Below are 19,148 nucleotides of genomic sequence, written 5' to 3'. Positions count from 1 at the left end.
TATTATTTAACACCCACAAGGTGGTCTGATAATCCTGTTAATAATATGCATATAGTAGCTGAAGAAAATTGGTCAGCACCCATTAAATATTTGAATGATACTGGAGATGATGTTTCTGATGAAATTAAAAACCTACCGAATAACATTGGGGGCATATATATGTTTATTATAAAAGGAGTTAGCATTCCATTTGCTGAATTCTATTTAGCTTATATTGGTCGATGTAAATGTACAGATCATCAAAATATAAGAAAAAGAGCTAAAGAATATTTAGCAGAATTGAATAAACTAAACCCTCGTCCTAAAATATTTAATCTTCTTAAATATTGGAAAGATTATTTGTTTTTTAGATATTACCCAGCCTCTGATAATATTTTTATTGACCGAACAGAGAACAATTTGATTAGAGCTGTATTTCCTCCTTTTAATGATGAAATTCCAGATAAAATAGAGTTTGAAGAACCTGTTGATGCATTTTAAATTTTTAATATGAGCAAGATTAATATTCCAGCAATAAGAGGATATATAGGTACATTTACTTATTACATCACAACATTTACATTTAATCAAATAGCTACTCGAATTAAATGTATTGATGATGAATTACACACCTCAAATTCCTTGAAGGAGCAAATTCAACGGGCGTTGACAGATAACCATAATAAAATTAAAGATTACATTCTGACACAAAAAGAACATTTTTTTAACTCACTAGTCTTAGCTGTATATGATGGGGAACCTAAATGGAGTGAGATGAAGGTTGATTTTCAGGATGTTGATTATTACAATATGGGGTTTTTACAACTTAATGGCGAAGAAAAAATTTTCCCTGTAGATGGTCAACATAGAGTAGAAGGTATTAAAAAGGCTATATTAGAAAACCCAGCATTAGGAGAAGAAACTATTGGAGCTATTCTTATCGGACATAGTAAAACACCTGAAGGTATGGAGAAGACGCGAAGAATATTCTCGACCTTAAATAGATATGCAAAGCCTGTAAGTTTAGGTGATATTATTGCCTTGGATGAAGATGATATTGTAGCTATTGTTACAAGAGAGTTGTTAGAAACATATCCCTTGTTTATGAAAGATCGAGTTAGAGCAACAAATTCTAAGGCCTTATCAGATACAGACAAGACTTCTTTCACTTCTTTAATTACATTGTATGAATGCCACAGAGAGATTTTTAAATACTATAAAACGAAGAAAGATAACCAGTCTAAACTTTATTCAAAAGCTAAAATTGATGAATTTCTAAAGTATAGAGCTAATCAAAATGAAATTGAAGAATTTCAAGAATATTTAGTCAAATTTTGGGACACTTTTTGTTCAAAGCTAGAAGGAATGAAAGAGTTCATATCTTCTAATAATAAAACTCCAGCAGAAAAATTTAGGAATAAAAAAGATGGAGGTTTGTTATACTTTAGGCCTGTAGCGTTACATCCATTGATCCAGGCAATAATGGAGATACATCGACGGAAAAATATTCCAATAAATAAAGTAATAGAAGTTTTATCTAAAGAAGAAATGGTTATATCTCAAAAACCATGGATAAATGTTCTCTGGGAGCCTGTAGACAACACAATGATAATGGGAAACGCAACATTGACTAGATATTTACTAATGTTTCTGTATGATAAAAGCACACTTACTACAAAAGAATTCGAGTCTTTAAAGAGTAAGTATGCTGCTGCATTAAATGTCGAGATTAAAAGTGTTAATAATTTGCTAAAAAAATTAAAGTAACCATTCTTTTTTAAAAGAGTTCAATGCTTGTTCCCAAAGGTTTTCTGCTGTAGCATCAGGTTGCAGTTTTGTAAATTGCATCCATTTTGCTAACCAGTAAAAAATCCGTGTTTTACTTTTCAAATCTGGACCAGCATTAATAATTATACAACATTGTAGGATTGAGTTAACTACAATGCGTTTGTTTTCAGGCATGTCTTTCCAATCGTTTACTCCGCCTATACAGTGAGCAAGATTAACCATTGCTCCAAAGTAACTCGGTTTCGAAAGGTCAAGAGAAATTTCATTAAGTAGACTTGTTACCCATTCACAAAGTATTTCTGAATATTGAGAAAAGCTTAAAGCCTTGATAACTCCCATAATCTTGCCTATTAATTCAAATGGGATAATATCAGGATTATTTTTCATTCGCTCGAGAAAATCAGGAATGTTTGCTAGATGAGTATTAATACATTTCAGAGATTCAATTATCAAATCCTCATCTATATCTAAGTTATTAATAACTTCCGGAAACCCTTCAACTATAAATAATCCTAAGTCTGAGATAGAATTTGCCAAATAGTCAAAATTTCCAATTGTACTAAAATTATTTATTGCTAAAGAATAATATTTTATACTTTCCTCCTTTTTCTCTGTTTGAGATAAACAATAAGCATAATGATGATAAATACTAGCTACATTGCCTTCTGGAAAATTCTCTGGCAGATTGTCAATTATTTCTTTATAAATAGAAATTGCTTCGGAATAATTATTCTCATTTTCATATGTCTTTGCTATATATGATTTTAACAACTCAATATTACCTATATCTGAATCCCTGGAAACAATTGCAATATCATCAGATTCATCATATTCAAACTCTTGAATAATTTTTTCTAAGGTTATTTTAGCTTCACTAAAATTATCTCTAGCCTGACTATACCTATTGAGTTCTAAATTCAACATTCCCTCTATCCATCTAGTATTTATTAATACAGCACTTTCTTCGGACTGACTCAACAATATTTTTATCTTTTTTATAGTATTTTCCAGCCCTTGAATATCAAATAGTCTGGCTTGCATTTGTGCAAGATATAGATATTGAGTGGACGCAAAAGAATACTCCTTTAATTTAATATAAGCATTGATACCTAATTCTGCAAACAAAATTCCAAGCTTATAATATGTTCTTGTGAAACAGAACTGTCCGATTGCACTTGATATCCCTGATACAATATTTAGATAACTATCTCTAACTTCAATTTTTTTTAATTGTTCATATTGAATAGCACGGGCATTTGCTGTATTACTTGCAAATAACAAATTGGGAATCTCAACTTCCAAACGCATTATCCCATATGAGGGGGCTCCATAATGACCTGTGGATATATAATGTAGGTCTATTATAACCGCACTAAGCATTATTTCAGTTATAGCTTCTTTTTCGATTTCTATATCAAGCTTCTTATCTTCATTCTCAATTTCTATTTTTAAAAATGAACGAATAGGATTAGGAATGACAAGTCGTTCGATAGCAAGAATGTCATCTTTTATCTCAATAAAGAAAAACTGTTGAAGGTTTGCAATATTATTAAAAAATAAAACATCATTATATTTTTTCTGCGCAAAATCTAATATCATTCCTGCTGGATAAAATTTAAGAAAATGCAGAATCTCTTTTTGTTTTTCATTGAGAATATTATAAATTGTATTTAAACAAACAGATAAAGATGTATTTTTATTTTGTCTTTGTCTGGTTGGATGCTGTACTTTCTCTGAATACTTCAGTAATTGAATAACTCGTGATGTCGAACGGTAATATTTTATAAGTGTAGATATTAACTTTATTGACAGTGGATGACCATTACAAAAATCTAATATCCAGTTTAATTCAGAAACATTAATTTTAAATTCTTCATTTAATAAATTGTCAATTAAAGATGTACTTTCCTTTTTATTTAATCCATCTAATTTAAATACCTTCATAGGTATGTCAAATAATGACAAATCAATTTGACTGGTGATAAGCAATTGGATCATAGGAGCCTCGGACAACAGTTCTCTAATAAAATCTTCAACTTCATCTCTTTCAGCAATTAAAAGTTTTTCCAAACTATCAAAAACAAATGTTATCTGTACACCTGCTAGAATCTTAAATCCAGAATCGGTAAAGCTAACTTTCAAATACTCATATACTGCATTATTGAAAAGAATTAGAAAGTCTGCATATGATTCTATTTGTTCAATATCGATCCAAACAACGGGATTATAGTATTCTACTGTCCCATGAATTGCTTGAAGGAGAAGTTGAGATTTTCCGATGCCTCCTATACCTTCAATTATAACCAGCTGTGTCTCGCTCATAGCTCCAACTAGGTCTCTGATAAGTTCTTGTCGTCCTATATAGAGAGGATGTGGATTTGGCACTTCAAATGTTGATCGACTTAGTTGTATGTTTTCTCTAATTTTCTGCTTCAGATTTTGAATTAGTTTTTCTTTTGTTTGTATTAATATCTCTTTTGATATTATTCCATTGTCCACTTTTGTATGTGCATCTCCCGATATTCTAATAATATTGTGATGGTGATGGCTGAAGGATTCACAATAAGGAACTATATGAGCATCTTCTAAAGGATACCCATTTCCTGAGATAGGGCACTTTCCTTGAATTTCAATTTTTAGATATTCTCGAATATATGTAGGAATTGGAGGACGCTTTTCTGTAGGAGCTGACCAAGGCTCCTTCAGATAAGCATCAAAACTATCTAATTCTTCTTTGGTAAAATAATTTTGACCATTAGAAGTAACTGAAGATAATTTTCTAGTTTCTCCTTTATGTTTTTTAGGCGCATTTTTCACATAAGCGAATAGTAATTCTTTGGTTATTCCCAAATATATCGCAGCTTCTGTATCAGATAGTAAATTATTTTTCTTTTCCAAAATGATTTATTTTAATAAAAACATCTATTTCAAATATTATTCTCCTAAGCCTTGCATTAATTCATTGGTGCCTCCAAAATTCAAAATGAATTCGGAATAATGATTTTGAAAGAGAGTTGTTAAGTATCTATCTAGCCCAATATCAAGAGAGTTTTTCTCATTATCTATATCCTGAATAATTCTATATTTATTATTTTTTGTTATTGTGTAAAGAAAAAGTGTATGGAAATACACCGATGAAATATATTTCCGATTAGCTAACTCCAATTGTTTTTCATCTGCATTCTTATACTTAGATTTGAATGATTTTAAGACAGTACTATCCATATTAATATAAATACATTCTAAAGAATCTCCTTTTACCAATGGGTACATTACCGTTCTATAATCTATATCTTCAGAAGTAGCTTCTTCGACTTGTTCCCATGTTATAGCATTCTCTTTTGATTCTTTATATGTTAATATGAATTCGGGTAGACCAAGCATATCATCATTTGCATCTTTCTCTTTTTTTGAAGGTTCTTTCTTTGCTTCAGAATCACCTATTTTAACCCAGAATATCTCATCAAATTCTTTACCCGGACTTTCTAGTGTCACTTTCATTTTGACAGCATCCCCAACTTTGACTTCCTTTTTGGGATTCATTGATATTTTTATTGTACCATCTTTTGGACTGCTAACATTAACATTGAAGACATCTTCTATCTGATCTATTTTCCCGGGCTTAATTCCACCTGAGTTTTCATTTTCTTTAAAATTTAATAATGCGATTCTTAATATTCCAGGTTCTTCTATCCTATCAAAATATTGATTCTCTACATCACTTTCAAAACGAATATTTTTCTCTCCATTTAATGGAATTTTAGCAACCTCTTTTTCCCCATCATTATGCCCCTTTAATTTAAAATATGAAGGGAATCGTTGAGGTTTAAACGGTTCAAAATCTTCTTTTATAGTCTTTCGTTTAGGTTCTTTCTTTATGTCTGGTTTCTCCTTTTTTTGTTCAAGTTTAAATGTTTGACCTAAAAGTTTAAGTAGCTCACTGTTCATAGGAAAACTCTTTGTAAACGAGCGAAGCAGATCCTTTGTATCTCCAGCATCCACCGAAATAGAATCTCTTTTCCTTTTTTCAATTTCAGATAATCTTCCATTAGTGGCTCCTAGCTTTTTTGCAAGAAATTTTCTTAGAGCTCTCGTTTCTTTACTATCCTTTAATCTGTCCCTGGAAGCCATAAATAGTTCTTTTCGAAAAGAATAATTCATTTCAGAGCAATCAACATGAATTAATAAATGGTTTTTCAATAAATCTAGTTTTAATGCACGAGATATAAATTCTGAACTATAATTTCCATGTACTTGCCCATTAATAGAAAATAAAACAGACATATTATTTTTAAAAAATTCTCTTCTTATAGTATCCCTACTCTCTTTTACAGATTTATCTTTAATTCTAGTTTTGAATATGTAACAAGAAACTTTTGCTTTTCCAAAAAGTTCATCATTAAAAACTTCGGAAAAACTATCATCTTGCTCAATATATTTATTATCCTCTTGTTCTAATCTATATTTCAATCCATATAGGTCCCTTTCTAAGTTAATATCATCAGGATACCTTTCTTTTGTATCAATTGTAAAGATAGGTAATGCAGGATTAAATAAATATTCATTGATACTCTGATTCAAGTCTCTCGAAATAACAGAACGACTTCCAGATGGTAAATCATATGAATATAATTTAATTATTGTTCCTGTCTTAAATTTTCTATTATAAAGATTTAAATCAATTTCTTTTATGCCAAATGCTGGAATTTTTCCATTAATTATAAGATATTCATACCAAGTGTTTTTCTTAGTTCTTTCTTCTTCTTTGCTTAAAGGATGCTCTCTTATTAATGTGAAACCAAACTTTCCCGTATTGTCATATCGCTTAGACGCGATTAATTGATAGCTTTTTTCTCCACAAAAAACGATTGCACCACTTCCTCCCATATTATATTTACCTTGTACAAAATGGATCTCATTTTTGTTACCTTTTAGTAAAGAAAGAAATGTGTTCTCAAAATTATCTGGATGTTGCCCCTCCCCATCATCATAAATGATTAAAGAAGGATTTAATTTATCTCCATGAGCTAGAATCTGCAAATTCTCCGACTGTTTTTTCCTGAAAGTCGCTAAATCCCAATTCTTATATTCATTTGGATAAAAATACCGAACTGCCTCTTCCATTGATTGAGGAGCCTCTGTCGATTTCGGATTGATTCCTACTTCATAACATTTCTTCATGAGGATAGCATCAATAGAATTTGTTAATTTTTCAATTAATGCTGCAATTGGATTAGATTGTTGATTCTCAATTACACCAAAATTACTTGGGTTACCTCCTAATGGAGCCCAATTCTCTTCTTTGAAAACATCTGGATATTTTTGAATAATCTTATCCACCTCTTTTTCGTTGGGGCTAGAATATAAAAGTTTGAAAAGTTCTTCATTGGTAATATCAAACATAGTTAGAAGTTTTATAATTTGTGATAATTGAAATCCTTTCACTATAAAGGCCACTAATTTAACAATAATTGTTTTATATATAAGAATTCTTTTGATAGGATTTTTTTAAGAGCTTGCTTTTACCTCTTATTTTTTCTCCTCTTCACCCACACACCTTCATCAGCCCTATCCATCCTTTCATTTAGTTTCTCCTTCATCTCATCCAGAAGCAAAGTCCGACTATCAACTCTTCTACGGATAGCTCGATATGTATCATAGCAATCCTTCACTTCAAATGAAAACATATCGCAGAGATATTGAATAACTGTATTGATATCGGCATCTCCATCATTAAATCGTTTTGACTCTACGATTCCATAAGTCAGCTCAACCAAATCAGCAGCACTACCAGTCCATTTGATTGGAGGTTTTAGGTTATCAATATTTTCCAATGATTGAATGACCTTGTTGAGATCTGTAGCTATCCTTTTGATAACTTTTAGCTGAGGTATATAATTTGTATTCATATTTTATTTTCTAATATATTTACTAAAATCGAATCCGGTATTATTGATATTTTTTTCGTTGTTGTCAAAACTGGCAAGAATCTTATTGGCAATGTCCTCGGCTCCTTTTACCTGATTTGTGAATTGTCCCAGTAAATTTGTACCTTTCATTTTTTGTAAAACCTCTTTAACCTGAGACTCTGTGTTTCGTGTTATTTTTCCCTGTAAAGTATTTGCCAGCATTTCAAACTCATCTATTGTCACCCCCTGGTCGTGAATTGTATTTTGATTTGAGACAATATCCAGCGGTACTAATTCATCTTCCGGATTAATTTGTTCTTTTTCAGGAAATTCTTTTTCCAACTCTATGCTATGGAACGGAATATTCTCTTCTTCTTTAGTGCGTAGCCTGAATTTTGACTCTCCGATTATATTCGGAATTATCCCTTTCTGTTTCTCTTTGGTGATAGATTTTGCAGGTTGGTTATTGTCACTCCGTTTCTGATACTTTTTATTAAACCAATCACTAAACTCATTCCATAGATTAAGGCCCGCCATAAACAGGCAGGCAATAACCAATATGATTTTCCCTATCGTTTCTATCATTACTTGATATTTATGATTTGTATAATTTCTTCTATCAGTAAATCAAAATTGCTACCCATTAGCAAGGGTTTATCAGGAGGGAATATGGTCGATAAGAAAACATTGTCTTTCCCTTCAATAGATTGTTCCTTATCGTAGCGCACACTTTGTGGTATCCTTGTTTCAAGGATAGAGATACCTAAACTAAGAATCGCATTTTCGTAATGGTTGAATAGCTCAGGTTTTTCTCTTCCCGTTATCCTGTTCCAAAACGGATAAACGGCATTTAGTTTTATATTCCCCTGATTTACGGTCAACAATTCGTTTACCGAAATAATAAATGGGAGCGTACTTTCCATATTGATTCGGGAAGTTGTTATCGGAACAAATAAGTAATCCATCGAAAACAACGTTTCTATCACACCTTCGTTATTTACTGTTCCGGGTAAGTCAAACAATACAATATCATAATCATCGGATTCCCTGGATAGGAAATCTTTTGCCTGTTGTATTCCAGCTTCGGGCTGGCTTGGGACTATCGGATAAGTGGGTTTATCGATCTTTTGAAATAACACTTCCGCTTTGTGTTGGTAGAAAGCATTATTGTTTAACTGCTCAGCTTCCCGTTGCCGCATTTTGTAGATACTCCATTGAGGATAATCACAATCGATAACTGCAACATTATACCCTTTTTGATAATGCAGGAAACTGGCTGTAAGGGTTGTGAATACTGATTTTCCTGCCCCTCCTTTTTGGGTGCAGAAAGAAATGTAAACTGGTTTTGTTGTACCCATAATAGTTATTGTTTTAATTATTACTGTATAATTACTTTTTGGTAATTGGCTTCCTGATATTTTCATCGAATATCCGGTTGATATCCTCTTCATATAGTTCTATATGGTGCCTGATAATATTATCGACCAGTCCGCTGACACTTAGTTTTGATTTTCGCCGTATTACATTGACAAGGGATTGCAGGGTATCATAATTTTCTTTGTCGATATACAGGCCCTGCCTATTCTGTAGTTCGTTGCGGGTAAGGAAAACGGACTCATAATCTGTAACAGACTGTTTTTTCTTTTTGGCAGACTCCCGGGCTTTTGTTTCAAATTCTATGACCTGCTCATCAGCCTGCTTGTCTGTATGTACAGTAGTAGGCTTCTCTTCATTTATTCCTGCAACAGCGATTTGACGCATAAAGGCAGATGTGTTTATCTTCTTTTCTGTTTCAGTGCCGATATCCTTCTTTGCATCTTTTTCTTCTTTCATATAATCATGTATTATTATTCTCATTCCGATTTGCAGATATGCTTATGTGCATATTTGAGGCAATGATTATATATGTCCTGATACGCAAATCATCATACTTGCGATTTTGCATTGCCGATACAAATGAAATTCAAAAACCAAAGCCTTTTTCAAAACAGGTTTACATGACATTCTGTGTCTCGTTTTGTCTGTCTACCCTATGATATTGAGGTAGATAGATTAATGTAATTTTGAAAAAGAGAATGGAAACATTGATATATTTCGATGTGATATCTTCAATAGTTAATGAGTAACCGTTCCGGTTCCAGCTAATGTCCACCCATGCAGGCGGATTTTATTGTCAATCGACAATAGCGAGAAGTGTTTTGAGCAGCAGAAAAATACTTTTCACCAGCCCAAAACCATTCTCGCTCCAACCTGATGTTGGAGGACGGTTCTCCCAAGTCGAACCTAAAAAACAAAGATTTAATGAACATGAATGTTGTTAATGGGGAAGAAGTTCCCAAGCGAAAGAAGGGAAGACCCAAGAAAGACGATATCCTAAAATATCGCTTTATGATTAGGTTTAATAACAGAGAAAATGAAAAATTTCTCACTTTGTTTAAGCAGTCGGGAATCAAAAGTAAGTCTCGCTTTATAGCAAATTGTGTCCTCAATCGTAAACTAAAGGTTATCGAAATCAATAAATCGGCAATTGATTTTGTAATGTTATTAACCCAGTTCTTCACCCAATTTAGGGGAGTAAAGAATAATTACAATCAGTTGTTTACTGTTTTAGTGAGAAATCTGGGAGAAGAAAAGGCCCGGAAGTTTATTAAAATACTGGAGAATCCTACACTTGAATTTATCCGAATGATGAGAGAGTTTGAAGAATTAACTACAAAACTAAGAGAAAAATGCTTGCCAAAATAAGTTCGGGAAAATCGGTTTACGGCGTATTGGCTTATAACAAAATTAAAGTAGATAATGAACAAGCAAATATGCTGTATAGTCAAAAAATGTTCGGTTCGATGGACGGTAAATTTTCCGTACAGGATTGCATGGATTCGTTCTATCCATATTTGGTAAATAATAACAAGACTGAAAAGGTAGTCTTTCATGCTTCACTCAATCCCGACCCAAAAGATAAATTATCTGATGAGCAACTATCAAAGATAGCCCAATGGTATATGGATAAACTTGGATACGGAAATCAACCCTATATTGTCATAAAGCACTCCGATATCCAAAGGGAGCATCTGCACATCATTTCATTACGGATAGATGAAACAGGTAAAAAGATAAACGACAGTTATGAAGTAGCAAGGTCGATGAAAATCTGTAAGGAACTGGAGCAGGAATTCGACCTGATTCCACTAAAGAAAGGTCAGCGGGAAAGCGAAGCCCCTACTCAAAAGGTCGATTATAAAGCCGGAGACTTAAAACATCAGATAGGCAATGTCACAAAGTCTATTATGGCTAATTATAATTTCCAATCATTCGGTGAATACCGCACATTACTGGAACAGTTCAATATAACAGCGGAGGAAATAAAAGGAGAATACAAAGATAAACCGTATCAGGGACTGACCTATTCGGTATTGGATAAGAATGGGGAGAAAGTATCCAAGCCTTTTAAATCCTCATTATTCGGCAAATCCGTAAATAATATAGCGCTACAAAAGCATTTTGAAACATCAAGGGATAATATTGAAAATTCCAATATTAAAGAAAGGCTAAAGCCTATCATAGGTAAAGCTATGAGACAACCGGATTTGGATACAGATAGCTTCAGGCAGTCTCTACTGAAACAAGGCATCGGTTGTATCTTTCGACAGAACGGGCAAGGTCGGATATATGGTGTAACTTTCATTGACTATAGTAACAGAACCATACTGAATGGTTCCCGCCTGGGTAAAGAATTCTCAGCAAATACTTTTAATGACCTGTTCAAAGATTCTCCTGAGAGAAACATTGAACGGGCGGTAATTAATAAGTCTCCGATTGTAACGAATCGTTCCGGCCAATTCACGGAATCCTCTGGAGTTCCGCAATCCACCGGAAGCGATAGCTTAGGCATCGGGCTGTTCGAGCAACACAGCCCTGATTTTGAAGCAGAAAACTTTGCCCGTGAGAAAGAAAGGGAAGAAGAAATCCGACGCAAAAAACAAAAAAGACGAAGAATGTAATAATTATCTTGAAAAATAAATCTTTACTTCGTAGGGTAATATTCTTTAAAGAAAAACAGATGGAAATATTATCTAAAATATTAATAGGGTTTGTCGCTCTTGAACATATTTATATCCTTTGGCTTGAAATGTTTGCATGGACGACAAAGGGACGTAAGACATTCAAAAGTATACCGGATGAGTTATTCGAGAAGACCAAAGGACTGGCTGCTAATCAAGGTTTGTACAATGGATTTCTGGCAGCCGGACTCATCTGGTCTTTGTTGATTGACAGTCCGGACTGGAGCCAGAATATAGCATTATTCTTTCTTAGCTGTGTCGCTATTGCCGGAATTTATGGAGCGATCACTGCTCAGAAATCAATCTTCTTCAAGCAGGCTTTGCCCGCTCTGATTGCAATTGTTGTCTTATTCTTGAAATAATCAATGTCTATGTATAAAGCGAGTAAAGGATATTTCAATAAAAATTACCACCGTCTAATCTAAAATCGTTTGAGATTGTTGTATATGGCAAAACAAGTATATTATGAGTATATATGATTTTACCGTAAAGAGTAGCAAAGGCAATGATGTCCCGTTATCCAACTATAAAGGAAAGGTGCTGCTGATTGTTAATACAGCTACCGCATGTGGTTTTACCCCTCAGTATAAAGATTTACAGGATTTATATCTTAAATATAAGGATCAGGGCTTTGAAATATTGGATTTTCCGTGCAATCAGTTTGGGAAACAGGCTCCCGGAACCAATGATGAAATTACCTCTTTTTGCGAAATGAAGTATAAAACAACATTTACCACATTTGGCAAGATTGAGGTAAACGGAGATAATGCAGATCCTCTTTATAAATACCTGAAGCAAAATAGCAAAGGCATCCTAGGGGATTCTATAAAATGGAACTTTACTAAGTTCCTGATCGACAGAGAAGGAAATATCATTGACCGATATGCTCCGATAACTAATCCGTCAAAGATTGCCGGGACTATCGAAAAACTCTTAGCAAAATAATACATGCGGTTATGGTCTTTACATCCTCAGCATCTTGACTCGGCAGGGCTTAATGCCTCGTGGCGTGAAGGGTTATTGGCTAAGAATGTGCTTTTAGGAAAGACCAAGGGATATATGAATCACCCTCAATTGATTCGTTTTAAGAATAGTCCTGATCCAAATCTCTACATCGATGCTTTCCTTACCGAAGTATACAAAGAAGCTATGAGAAGGAATTTTTCATATAGCAAAGAAAAGATCCGGATGATTGAGAATATTTCTCCCATCCCTGTAACCAAAGGGCAATTGGAATATGAGTATGAGCATCTGAGGCGAAAACTTCAAAAACGAAGCCCGGAACTTTTTATAAAGTTACCAGCATTGACTGAGTTAAAACTGCATCCTTTATTTGAAACAATAGAAGGAGGGATTGAGGATTGGGAGATCATAGCATAACAGTAATAACAAGAACTAACATTCATCAATATGAGAAATTTCTTATACATATTACTTCCTGTAATTATTTGATTTTTACCATAAGCGGATTGAATCGTACAGTATCAATCAGTTATATACCAATATCTTTGTGTTGTAATTAAAACTATTGAATTATGTCACAACAATCAAAAATCGCATTAGTAACAGGCGGCAGCCGTGGGCTAGGTAAAAATATGGCTTTAAATATAGCCCGAAAAGGGCTGGATGTAGTCCTTACCTACAACAGCAAAAAGGAAAGTGCTTTAGGAACAATCGCAGAGATAGAGCAACTCGGACAAAAAGCCATTGCTCTCCAACTCAATACTGCCGATGTAAAAAGCTTCGATTCTTTTTTCGAATTACTTAAACAAGAGTTGTCTGTAAAATTTGGTACTCAGAAAATAAACTATCTGGTAAATAACGCAGGCATCGGAATTAATTCAGCTTTTTCCGAAACAACCGAAGAGGATTTCGACAGTCTTTTCAATATACATTTCAAAGGTGTTTACTTCTTTACTCAAAAAGCATTGAATATCCTCGAAGACGGTGGAGGTATCATAAATATCTCAACAGGTCTGGCGCGTTTCTCCCGGCCGGGATATTCCGCCTATGCGTCTATGAAAGGAGCTATTGAGGTATTAACAAGATATCAGGCAAAAGAGCTTGGAGCCAGAGGTATTCGGTCTAACGCTGTTGCTCCTGGTGCTATAGCCACTGATTTTGGCGGAGGTATTGTCAGAGATAACGAACAGGTCAATAAAATAACCGCCAGTACGATCCCATTAGGAAGAGTCGGTTTGCCCGAGGATATTGGCGGAGTAGTTGCATTTTTATGTACTGATGACGCACGATGGGTGAATGCCCAGCGGATTGAGGTTTCAGGAGGACAAAATATTTAAAAAGGAAATGAGTATTTAAGCTTGTATTATAATGGAAAAGGCATTGTCATTAGCAGATTTTTATCGCATTAAATTAGGGATCTTACCTAGTGAGATTATCGGGAAGATAGGCCAGTTCAATGTCTTTTCTTTGGATGATTATATACAGCCTGATCATACGATCCCATATAGCCGCAAAGACTACTATAAGATAAGCCTGATATCCGGTAGCAATACCGTTCATTATGCCGACAAAACGCTGGTTGTGGAAAATAATATGCTGTTGTTTGCAAATCCTCAGGTTCCCTATAACTGGGAACCTCTGAGCTTGGATAAGACAGGCGCATTCTGTGTTTTCACGGAAGATTTTTTCAAAGGATATGGCGATTTTAAAGCCTATCCCTTATTCCAGCCTCATGGAATACCTATCTTGGATCTGGATGATGAAGAGTTCAGGCAGGTACGTATAATTTATGACAAGATGTTTTCGGAGATTAGTTCCGATTATATCTATAAATACGATGTCCTTCGAAATCTGGTTACAGAACTCATTCACACCGCTTTGAAGATGCGTCCTGCCATAATGCAGCCTGTAGGACACAAAGAGTCTCACGCCTCTGACAGAATCACATCTTTATTCCTCGAACTACTGGAAAGACAGTTTCCGATAGAATCGACCATACAAAGTATCCGCCTTCATTCTCCCGGTGATTATGCACAGCAGCTAAATATCCATGTCAATCACCTGAATAAGGTACTGAAAGAAGTCACAGGAAAAACTACAAAGTTATTAATCTCGGAGCGGATAGCCTTGGAAGCAAGGGCCTTGCTGAAGCATACAAACTGGACGATCAATGAGATAGCTTTCTGTCTGGGATTCGAAGATCCGTCACACTTTATTAAGTTCTTTAAAAAGAGTGAGCAGGCTACTCCGAAAGTCTTTAGAAAGAATGAAATATAAACTATTTTCTCATTTCTAATCGGATCAAATTTATGAAAGAAATTCTTCTCCTTCCGTCGAAGCCCTTCGTGGTTTTGTGAAAGGGCATTCGTCAAAAGGAGAAAAATTTTATTGTGGGTTTAGGCTGGATTCCGGGTTGCTTTTTCAAATAGATTGATCTTTTGGATTGTGCCTTTACTCCTTATAAAATCCCGTATCTCGGATGCCCGATAGTAGATTTTAGCTTTTACCCTGAAGAAGGGAAGGCTGCCATCGTCCCGGTACCGTTGCAAAGTCCGGTTTGACACCTTAAGTAGGAAACACAAGTCCTGATTATCCAATATCTTTTCATTTTCTTCCAATACATCTTTGGTCTGCACTAAAAGTTTAATTTCTCTGGCTATTTCGGTGAGTTTGGACGAAATCTTTTCAGTCCAACAAGTGAAATCTTCATTATCTAAATACATAATACTTTAGTTTTGAAATTAATAATCCAATTAATTCCAATCGATTGGAGCAACAAAGTTTCATAAAACCGTAAAGTAATATTCCAAAGTTGGTTCGGTTACTTTTTAGCAATATTTCAAGATGTTGATATTGTGATATTTATGTATGGAATATTCAGAAAAACAAGTTGTTTGCGTAAAGAAAAATAGGGAATAAATATAAATGGTTTTGTAGAGTCTGGGAAATAATAAATAGCGTGGAACAAATCCATTACTGCGTAGGGGTACTGGTATACCTTCAGGTGCAACGGAAAAGTCCACGCTATCATATATAGCCGGGACGATACAACCGTTATCTCACCTTTTTCAAAAATTACCAGTTTTCTACGCGGAGACAGTTTGTATATCCTTTTTATCAGTTATTCTGCATATTTTGCCATAGGCTATTTGTTTAGATTACTATTTAAATAATCACCCAATGCTTTCCTTAGCTTATCTAAAAATTGCGTCGGATTATTACGCATACCCAAATCATACAATGTGCGGGATAAATTACCCAAATCAATGTTGAAAATAGATTCCGCTTTTCGCTGCATCTCTTTCAGGGTAATCTTACCCCCGTTAATACTCTGTAATAAATAATTACTGTATATCAGTTCAGTAAGGTCGGCTTTCGATGCCGTCCATAACATGCCCGAGCGGTCCGAAACCGGTATTTTATGATCCAGTTTATCCAGTTGTTCGGTCAGATATACTTCAATCTTATCATTTGCAAGGATTTTTGCCACCTTAAAATCACAAGGCGAAGAGAATCGCGGATCCCGTTCGAAATATAGATCATCCGAATCCGGAGAAATGCCGGGTTTACCTCTTAAAAAGTAACATTTATCCATGTATGTATCTTTAGCCCTGTAATACCTGTAAAGTTCTTTATTCCTGTCGAAAAATCCTTTGATATAGGATAATTCTCCGGTAAAGAACTTCCGTAGTTCGTTATCGCCTCCTGTAGGGCGATTCATCTCCATATTATACATTTCCTGATAGTAAATCAAATTACATAATAACCAGGGCTTATCCTCTTTAAAGAAGCCGATTTCTTCCGCATCGTCTTTAAATACATAGGACCCGGTAAATTCTTTAAGCCGTTCAAATACATTTTTCAACAAAAGGATAGCCCGTTGTGCCTTACTCAAAAGAACTTCTTCTTTTTCCAGAACATGAAGCTGTACTTCTACTTCCTGCTTCAACAGATACATAAAATTTGTCATAAACTATAAGATTTAGTAAATAAAACAATTGCAGGTTGCAAACTCGATCATTGCAACCTGTTTACTTACATCTTATAGCATGTCTAATATCTTTAAATTATCCGGTCATTCATTCTCTATCCGGTTTCCCGTCTATCGTCCTTACCGAAAACTCGCGGTCTTTAAACAGCTCCGCAATACCGGTCAATTGCTTTAACCTGAGTATTTCATCCATATCCATCCCGATATGTTTCGATATCCATGTGCCGGATTTTCCTATGGAGATCAGTTCCCTTACGATTTCCGACATCAGGGTTATGTCATGGGTGCCCCTGGCCCGGTTATGGCGTATGGTTGAAGCCATCCTTTCACTTAGTTCCCGCCTGGACTCACGGATATAAGTCACAGGAAGCCTGCCCTGTGTACTTTGGGATATCTTCCGGGACTTGCGCTCAGCCTTCCTGCGGTGAAACCCGTCCACGATCCGGATGATATCCTCTTCCGGACTGCCTACAACAGGCATGGTATAGCCGTCTTCCTCGATGGAGGTAACCAGCAGGGCCATTTCCGGCGGGGCAACACTGTTCGGGTTATAGTCGTTGCCTTCTATGTTTTCCGATCTTTCCCATGCGACGAAGTCTACCGGATGGTATTTCATCGGGCTCACTTCATGCAACATTGAGCGGACATAATTCAGGGTGTCTATTTTTTCATCCGTATCTTTAATGTCTTTTATATACCGGCATATAGATGCAGTCATTTGTTGAAAAACATAATTTTCTTCATTTTGATTTTTCATAGCATTTCTTCGTATTTCCGGATTAATTCCTGTTGCCTTAATATCTGCTTCTTTGTCATTGAGAAAGACAGTGTCCTGCATGTAATATCATTTTTAAGGATAGCCATGCACATACGTTTCCACGAGAGGAAATCCGTTTTGTTATCCAAGCCGGGCAATGCATCCGGTATGGTTTTGAAACGCACGACATATTTATCACCTTTTCCCCGTTTGCTATACTGCCGGGTATTGACGATCATATCCGGGTCCAGTTCGAGGATATCTTCCTCGCTGACGGGAGAACCGGTCCTGTTCCAGTAACGGATAAACTTGATGAATTTGGTCGTATATATCCTGCGGGTTTCTCCGGGAAGTGTTTTCAGCAGGAACTTGCAGTAACTTTTCCATGTATGTCCCTGAGGAAAGCTTATCCTCCCGGCTCCCGTTGCTTTGGTCCCGCAATAGATATTCCCGAAGTTGGCTCCGCTGACACGGTCTACTACTCTTACCCATGTTTCGGGCTCCAATACTTTGAAAAGGTTTAGCCCCGCCTTTTGCTCATCCCCGTAAGGTTCGCATATCCGCATCCTGGATAAAGGCACTCCCGCCATATAAAACAAATCGTAGATACTGTTATAGGGCTTACGGTACCTGCCGTTGTATGTCCAGATGTCCTCCGTGCGCCAGTCACAGATCGGATAGAAATTATAGGTATTGTCCGATATCCGGGTTGAGTAGCTTTTATCCTTATAGGAAAGCTTATCCTTCCGGGAGACGGCATGATAACGGTTCAGGCTTTCGTCCGCCCGGATACCTATCAGGCAGGCGGTCTTTTTATTCCCGTGCTGCCGGGCATACCAATCGCCGAACAGGGGAGTGAACTCTTCGAAAGTCATATTCTCCCTGTAAAAATCAAAGGGATGGTTATCCTTGTTGATAATAAAGTCATATTCCGGCATCGGACGCACCCATTTATCTTTTTTGGCAGGATCCCAGAATATCCAGTACGGCTCGTACATGGAAACCGCATTGGTAGTCGTCATCGGAAGGCATACCCAATAGGGCTCGATAAGGTCAAGGTTATCGAGGTACATCCGCTCAATAAAACGGGCGGTTCTTTTATAGGAAGCCTCCACATCCATATACAGCACACCGATTTTACGCTTTATCCCGTGCCGGCGCATATAGTCGAGGACAATATTGAGCATCACCCCGCTGTCTTTGCCTCCCGAGAAAGCAAGGTATATATTCTCAAATTCCGAGAATATATATCCGGTACGTTCCAGAGTAACCTCATAAACATTCTTTTCGCAGCCGCTCATATGATCTTTGCCATTTTAAAATACTTCGTCCATTCCTTATCTACAGAGAAGCCCATTTCTTCGAGGAGAGGCCGGTCCGAATTATCGGCAACGAAAGTAACGGGTGTCCCTTTCTCTACATCCATCAGGGCGCGTTCTATCAATATCCGTAACAAGTCCTTATCCTGCCAGGTAAAGTCGTTACACAGGTGGTCGTTCACAATGGAAATGAATCCGGTGACCATATTCTTCCCTTTGACGGAAATATACCAAAGGTGGTCTTCTGTGTTTTTGAAAGGATAGCCTCCGTTCAGGCGGATAACTTCCGGGTTCATCACAAAAGGGGCGATCAGTTCATACAGGCGGCCATCCGTACCCCAGACTTTTTCTATCCTTATTTCATCATTGTTGTGTGTCATA

The 19,148-nt window shown here is 35.9% G+C and carries 20 protein-coding genes; 9 read left to right on the top strand and 11 right to left on the bottom strand.

The window, feature by feature from the left end; all coding sequences use genetic code 11:
• Positions 1 to 45: 45 nt before the first annotated feature.
• Together GGR21_RS03155 and GGR21_RS03150 are read left to right on the top strand one after the other, a co-directional pair.
• Positions 46 to 480: a hypothetical protein gene (locus GGR21_RS03155; protein ID WP_183305718.1), complete on the top strand. Its 435-nt coding sequence runs from the start codon at positions 46 to 48 to the stop codon at positions 478 to 480.
• Positions 481 to 489: 9 nt separating this feature from the next.
• On the top strand, positions 490 to 1,746 hold the full coding sequence (locus tag GGR21_RS03150; protein WP_183305717.1) for a DNA sulfur modification protein DndB: 1,257 nt from the start codon (positions 490 to 492) through the stop codon (positions 1,744 to 1,746).
• Here the strand turns inward: GGR21_RS03150 and GGR21_RS03145 are convergent.
• From GGR21_RS03145 to GGR21_RS03120, 6 genes are all read right to left on the bottom strand, one after another.
• A complete protein-coding gene (locus GGR21_RS03145; protein WP_183305716.1) occupies positions 1,738 to 4,665 on the bottom strand; it encodes a tetratricopeptide repeat protein in 2,928 nt (975 codons plus the stop codon). The genes GGR21_RS03150 and GGR21_RS03145 overlap by 9 nt on opposite strands.
• Positions 4,666 to 4,701: 36 nt before the next feature.
• Entirely contained in the window at positions 4,702 to 7,212 is a 2,511-nt protein-coding gene (locus tag GGR21_RS03140; RefSeq protein ID WP_221232897.1) for a hypothetical protein, read from the bottom strand.
• A gap of 77 nt (positions 7,213 to 7,289) precedes the next feature.
• The gene (locus tag GGR21_RS03135) at positions 7,290 to 7,676 is read right to left on the bottom strand and encodes an RteC domain-containing protein (protein ID WP_183305715.1); all 387 of its coding nucleotides are present in this window, start codon (positions 7,674 to 7,676) and stop codon (positions 7,290 to 7,292) included.
• A 3-nt stretch (positions 7,677 to 7,679) separates the two neighbouring features.
• The gene (locus GGR21_RS03130; protein WP_183305714.1) at positions 7,680 to 8,261 is read right to left on the bottom strand and encodes a hypothetical protein; all 582 of its coding nucleotides are present in this window, start codon (positions 8,259 to 8,261) and stop codon (positions 7,680 to 7,682) included.
• Positions 8,261 to 9,034 (bottom strand): ParA family protein, encoded by a 774-nt coding sequence (locus GGR21_RS03125; RefSeq protein WP_183305958.1) that lies wholly within the window; start codon positions 9,032 to 9,034, stop codon positions 8,261 to 8,263. Before GGR21_RS03125 ends, GGR21_RS03130 begins: the two co-directional genes overlap by 1 nt.
• Before the next feature lie 31 nt (positions 9,035 to 9,065).
• A complete protein-coding gene (locus GGR21_RS03120) occupies positions 9,066 to 9,533 on the bottom strand; it encodes a DUF3408 domain-containing protein (RefSeq protein WP_183305713.1) in 468 nt (155 codons plus the stop codon).
• A 444-nt stretch (positions 9,534 to 9,977) separates the two neighbouring features.
• Here GGR21_RS03120 and GGR21_RS03115 point away from each other — a divergent pair, with 444 nt between their 5' ends.
• From GGR21_RS03115 to GGR21_RS03085, 7 genes are all read left to right on the top strand, one after another.
• Complete coding sequence (locus GGR21_RS03115; RefSeq protein WP_183305712.1) at positions 9,978 to 10,421, top strand: plasmid mobilization protein; 444 nt, start codon at positions 9,978 to 9,980, stop codon at positions 10,419 to 10,421.
• The gene (gene mobB / locus GGR21_RS03110) at positions 10,406 to 11,677 is read left to right on the top strand and encodes a conjugal transfer protein MobB (RefSeq protein ID WP_183305711.1); all 1,272 of its coding nucleotides are present in this window, start codon (positions 10,406 to 10,408) and stop codon (positions 11,675 to 11,677) included. The genes GGR21_RS03115 and mobB overlap by 16 nt, the downstream gene beginning before the upstream one ends.
• A gap of 59 nt (positions 11,678 to 11,736) precedes the next feature.
• Positions 11,737 to 12,099, top strand: coding sequence for a DUF1304 domain-containing protein (locus tag GGR21_RS03105; RefSeq protein ID WP_183305710.1), 363 nt, complete (start codon positions 11,737 to 11,739; stop codon positions 12,097 to 12,099).
• 103 nt (positions 12,100 to 12,202) lie between these two features.
• Complete coding sequence (locus tag GGR21_RS03100) at positions 12,203 to 12,682, top strand: glutathione peroxidase (RefSeq protein WP_183305709.1); 480 nt, start codon at positions 12,203 to 12,205, stop codon at positions 12,680 to 12,682.
• 3 nt (positions 12,683 to 12,685) lie between these two features.
• Complete coding sequence (locus GGR21_RS03095) at positions 12,686 to 13,117, top strand: pyrimidine dimer DNA glycosylase/endonuclease V (protein ID WP_183305708.1); 432 nt, start codon at positions 12,686 to 12,688, stop codon at positions 13,115 to 13,117.
• Positions 13,118 to 13,272: 155 nt separating this feature from the next.
• Positions 13,273 to 14,037: an SDR family oxidoreductase gene (locus tag GGR21_RS03090; RefSeq protein ID WP_183305707.1), complete on the top strand. Its 765-nt coding sequence runs from the start codon at positions 13,273 to 13,275 to the stop codon at positions 14,035 to 14,037.
• Positions 14,038 to 14,068: 31 nt separating this feature from the next.
• Complete coding sequence (locus tag GGR21_RS03085; protein ID WP_183305706.1) at positions 14,069 to 14,977, top strand: helix-turn-helix domain-containing protein; 909 nt, start codon at positions 14,069 to 14,071, stop codon at positions 14,975 to 14,977.
• A gap of 119 nt (positions 14,978 to 15,096) precedes the next feature.
• On the opposite strand, the gene GGR21_RS03080 is transcribed toward GGR21_RS03085, so the two are convergent.
• From GGR21_RS03080 to GGR21_RS03060, 5 genes are all read right to left on the bottom strand, one after another.
• Entirely contained in the window at positions 15,097 to 15,423 is a 327-nt protein-coding gene (locus GGR21_RS03080) for a helix-turn-helix domain-containing protein (RefSeq protein WP_183305705.1), read from the bottom strand.
• 422 nt (positions 15,424 to 15,845) lie between these two features.
• Positions 15,846 to 16,670 (bottom strand): RteC domain-containing protein, encoded by an 825-nt coding sequence (locus tag GGR21_RS03075; RefSeq protein WP_183305704.1) that lies wholly within the window; start codon positions 16,668 to 16,670, stop codon positions 15,846 to 15,848.
• A gap of 109 nt (positions 16,671 to 16,779) precedes the next feature.
• Positions 16,780 to 17,307, bottom strand: a complete 528-nt coding sequence (locus tag GGR21_RS03070; RefSeq protein WP_221232917.1) for a ParB N-terminal domain-containing protein — start codon at positions 17,305 to 17,307, stop codon at positions 16,780 to 16,782.
• A gap of 137 nt (positions 17,308 to 17,444) precedes the next feature.
• Positions 17,445 to 18,749, bottom strand: a complete 1,305-nt coding sequence (locus GGR21_RS03065; RefSeq protein ID WP_183305703.1) for a DUF3440 domain-containing protein — start codon at positions 18,747 to 18,749, stop codon at positions 17,445 to 17,447.
• On the bottom strand, positions 18,746 to 19,147 hold the full coding sequence (locus tag GGR21_RS03060) for a phospholipase D-like domain-containing protein (protein WP_183305702.1): 402 nt from the start codon (positions 19,145 to 19,147) through the stop codon (positions 18,746 to 18,748). Before GGR21_RS03060 ends, GGR21_RS03065 begins: the two co-directional genes overlap by 4 nt.
• Position 19,148 lies beyond the last annotated feature (1 nt).

The organism is Dysgonomonas hofstadii, from assembly GCF_014196915.1.
In the GTDB taxonomy this organism is placed as follows: domain Bacteria; phylum Bacteroidota; class Bacteroidia; order Bacteroidales; family Dysgonomonadaceae; genus Dysgonomonas; species Dysgonomonas hofstadii.
This window is presented reverse-complemented; position numbering and strand designations above follow the sequence as displayed.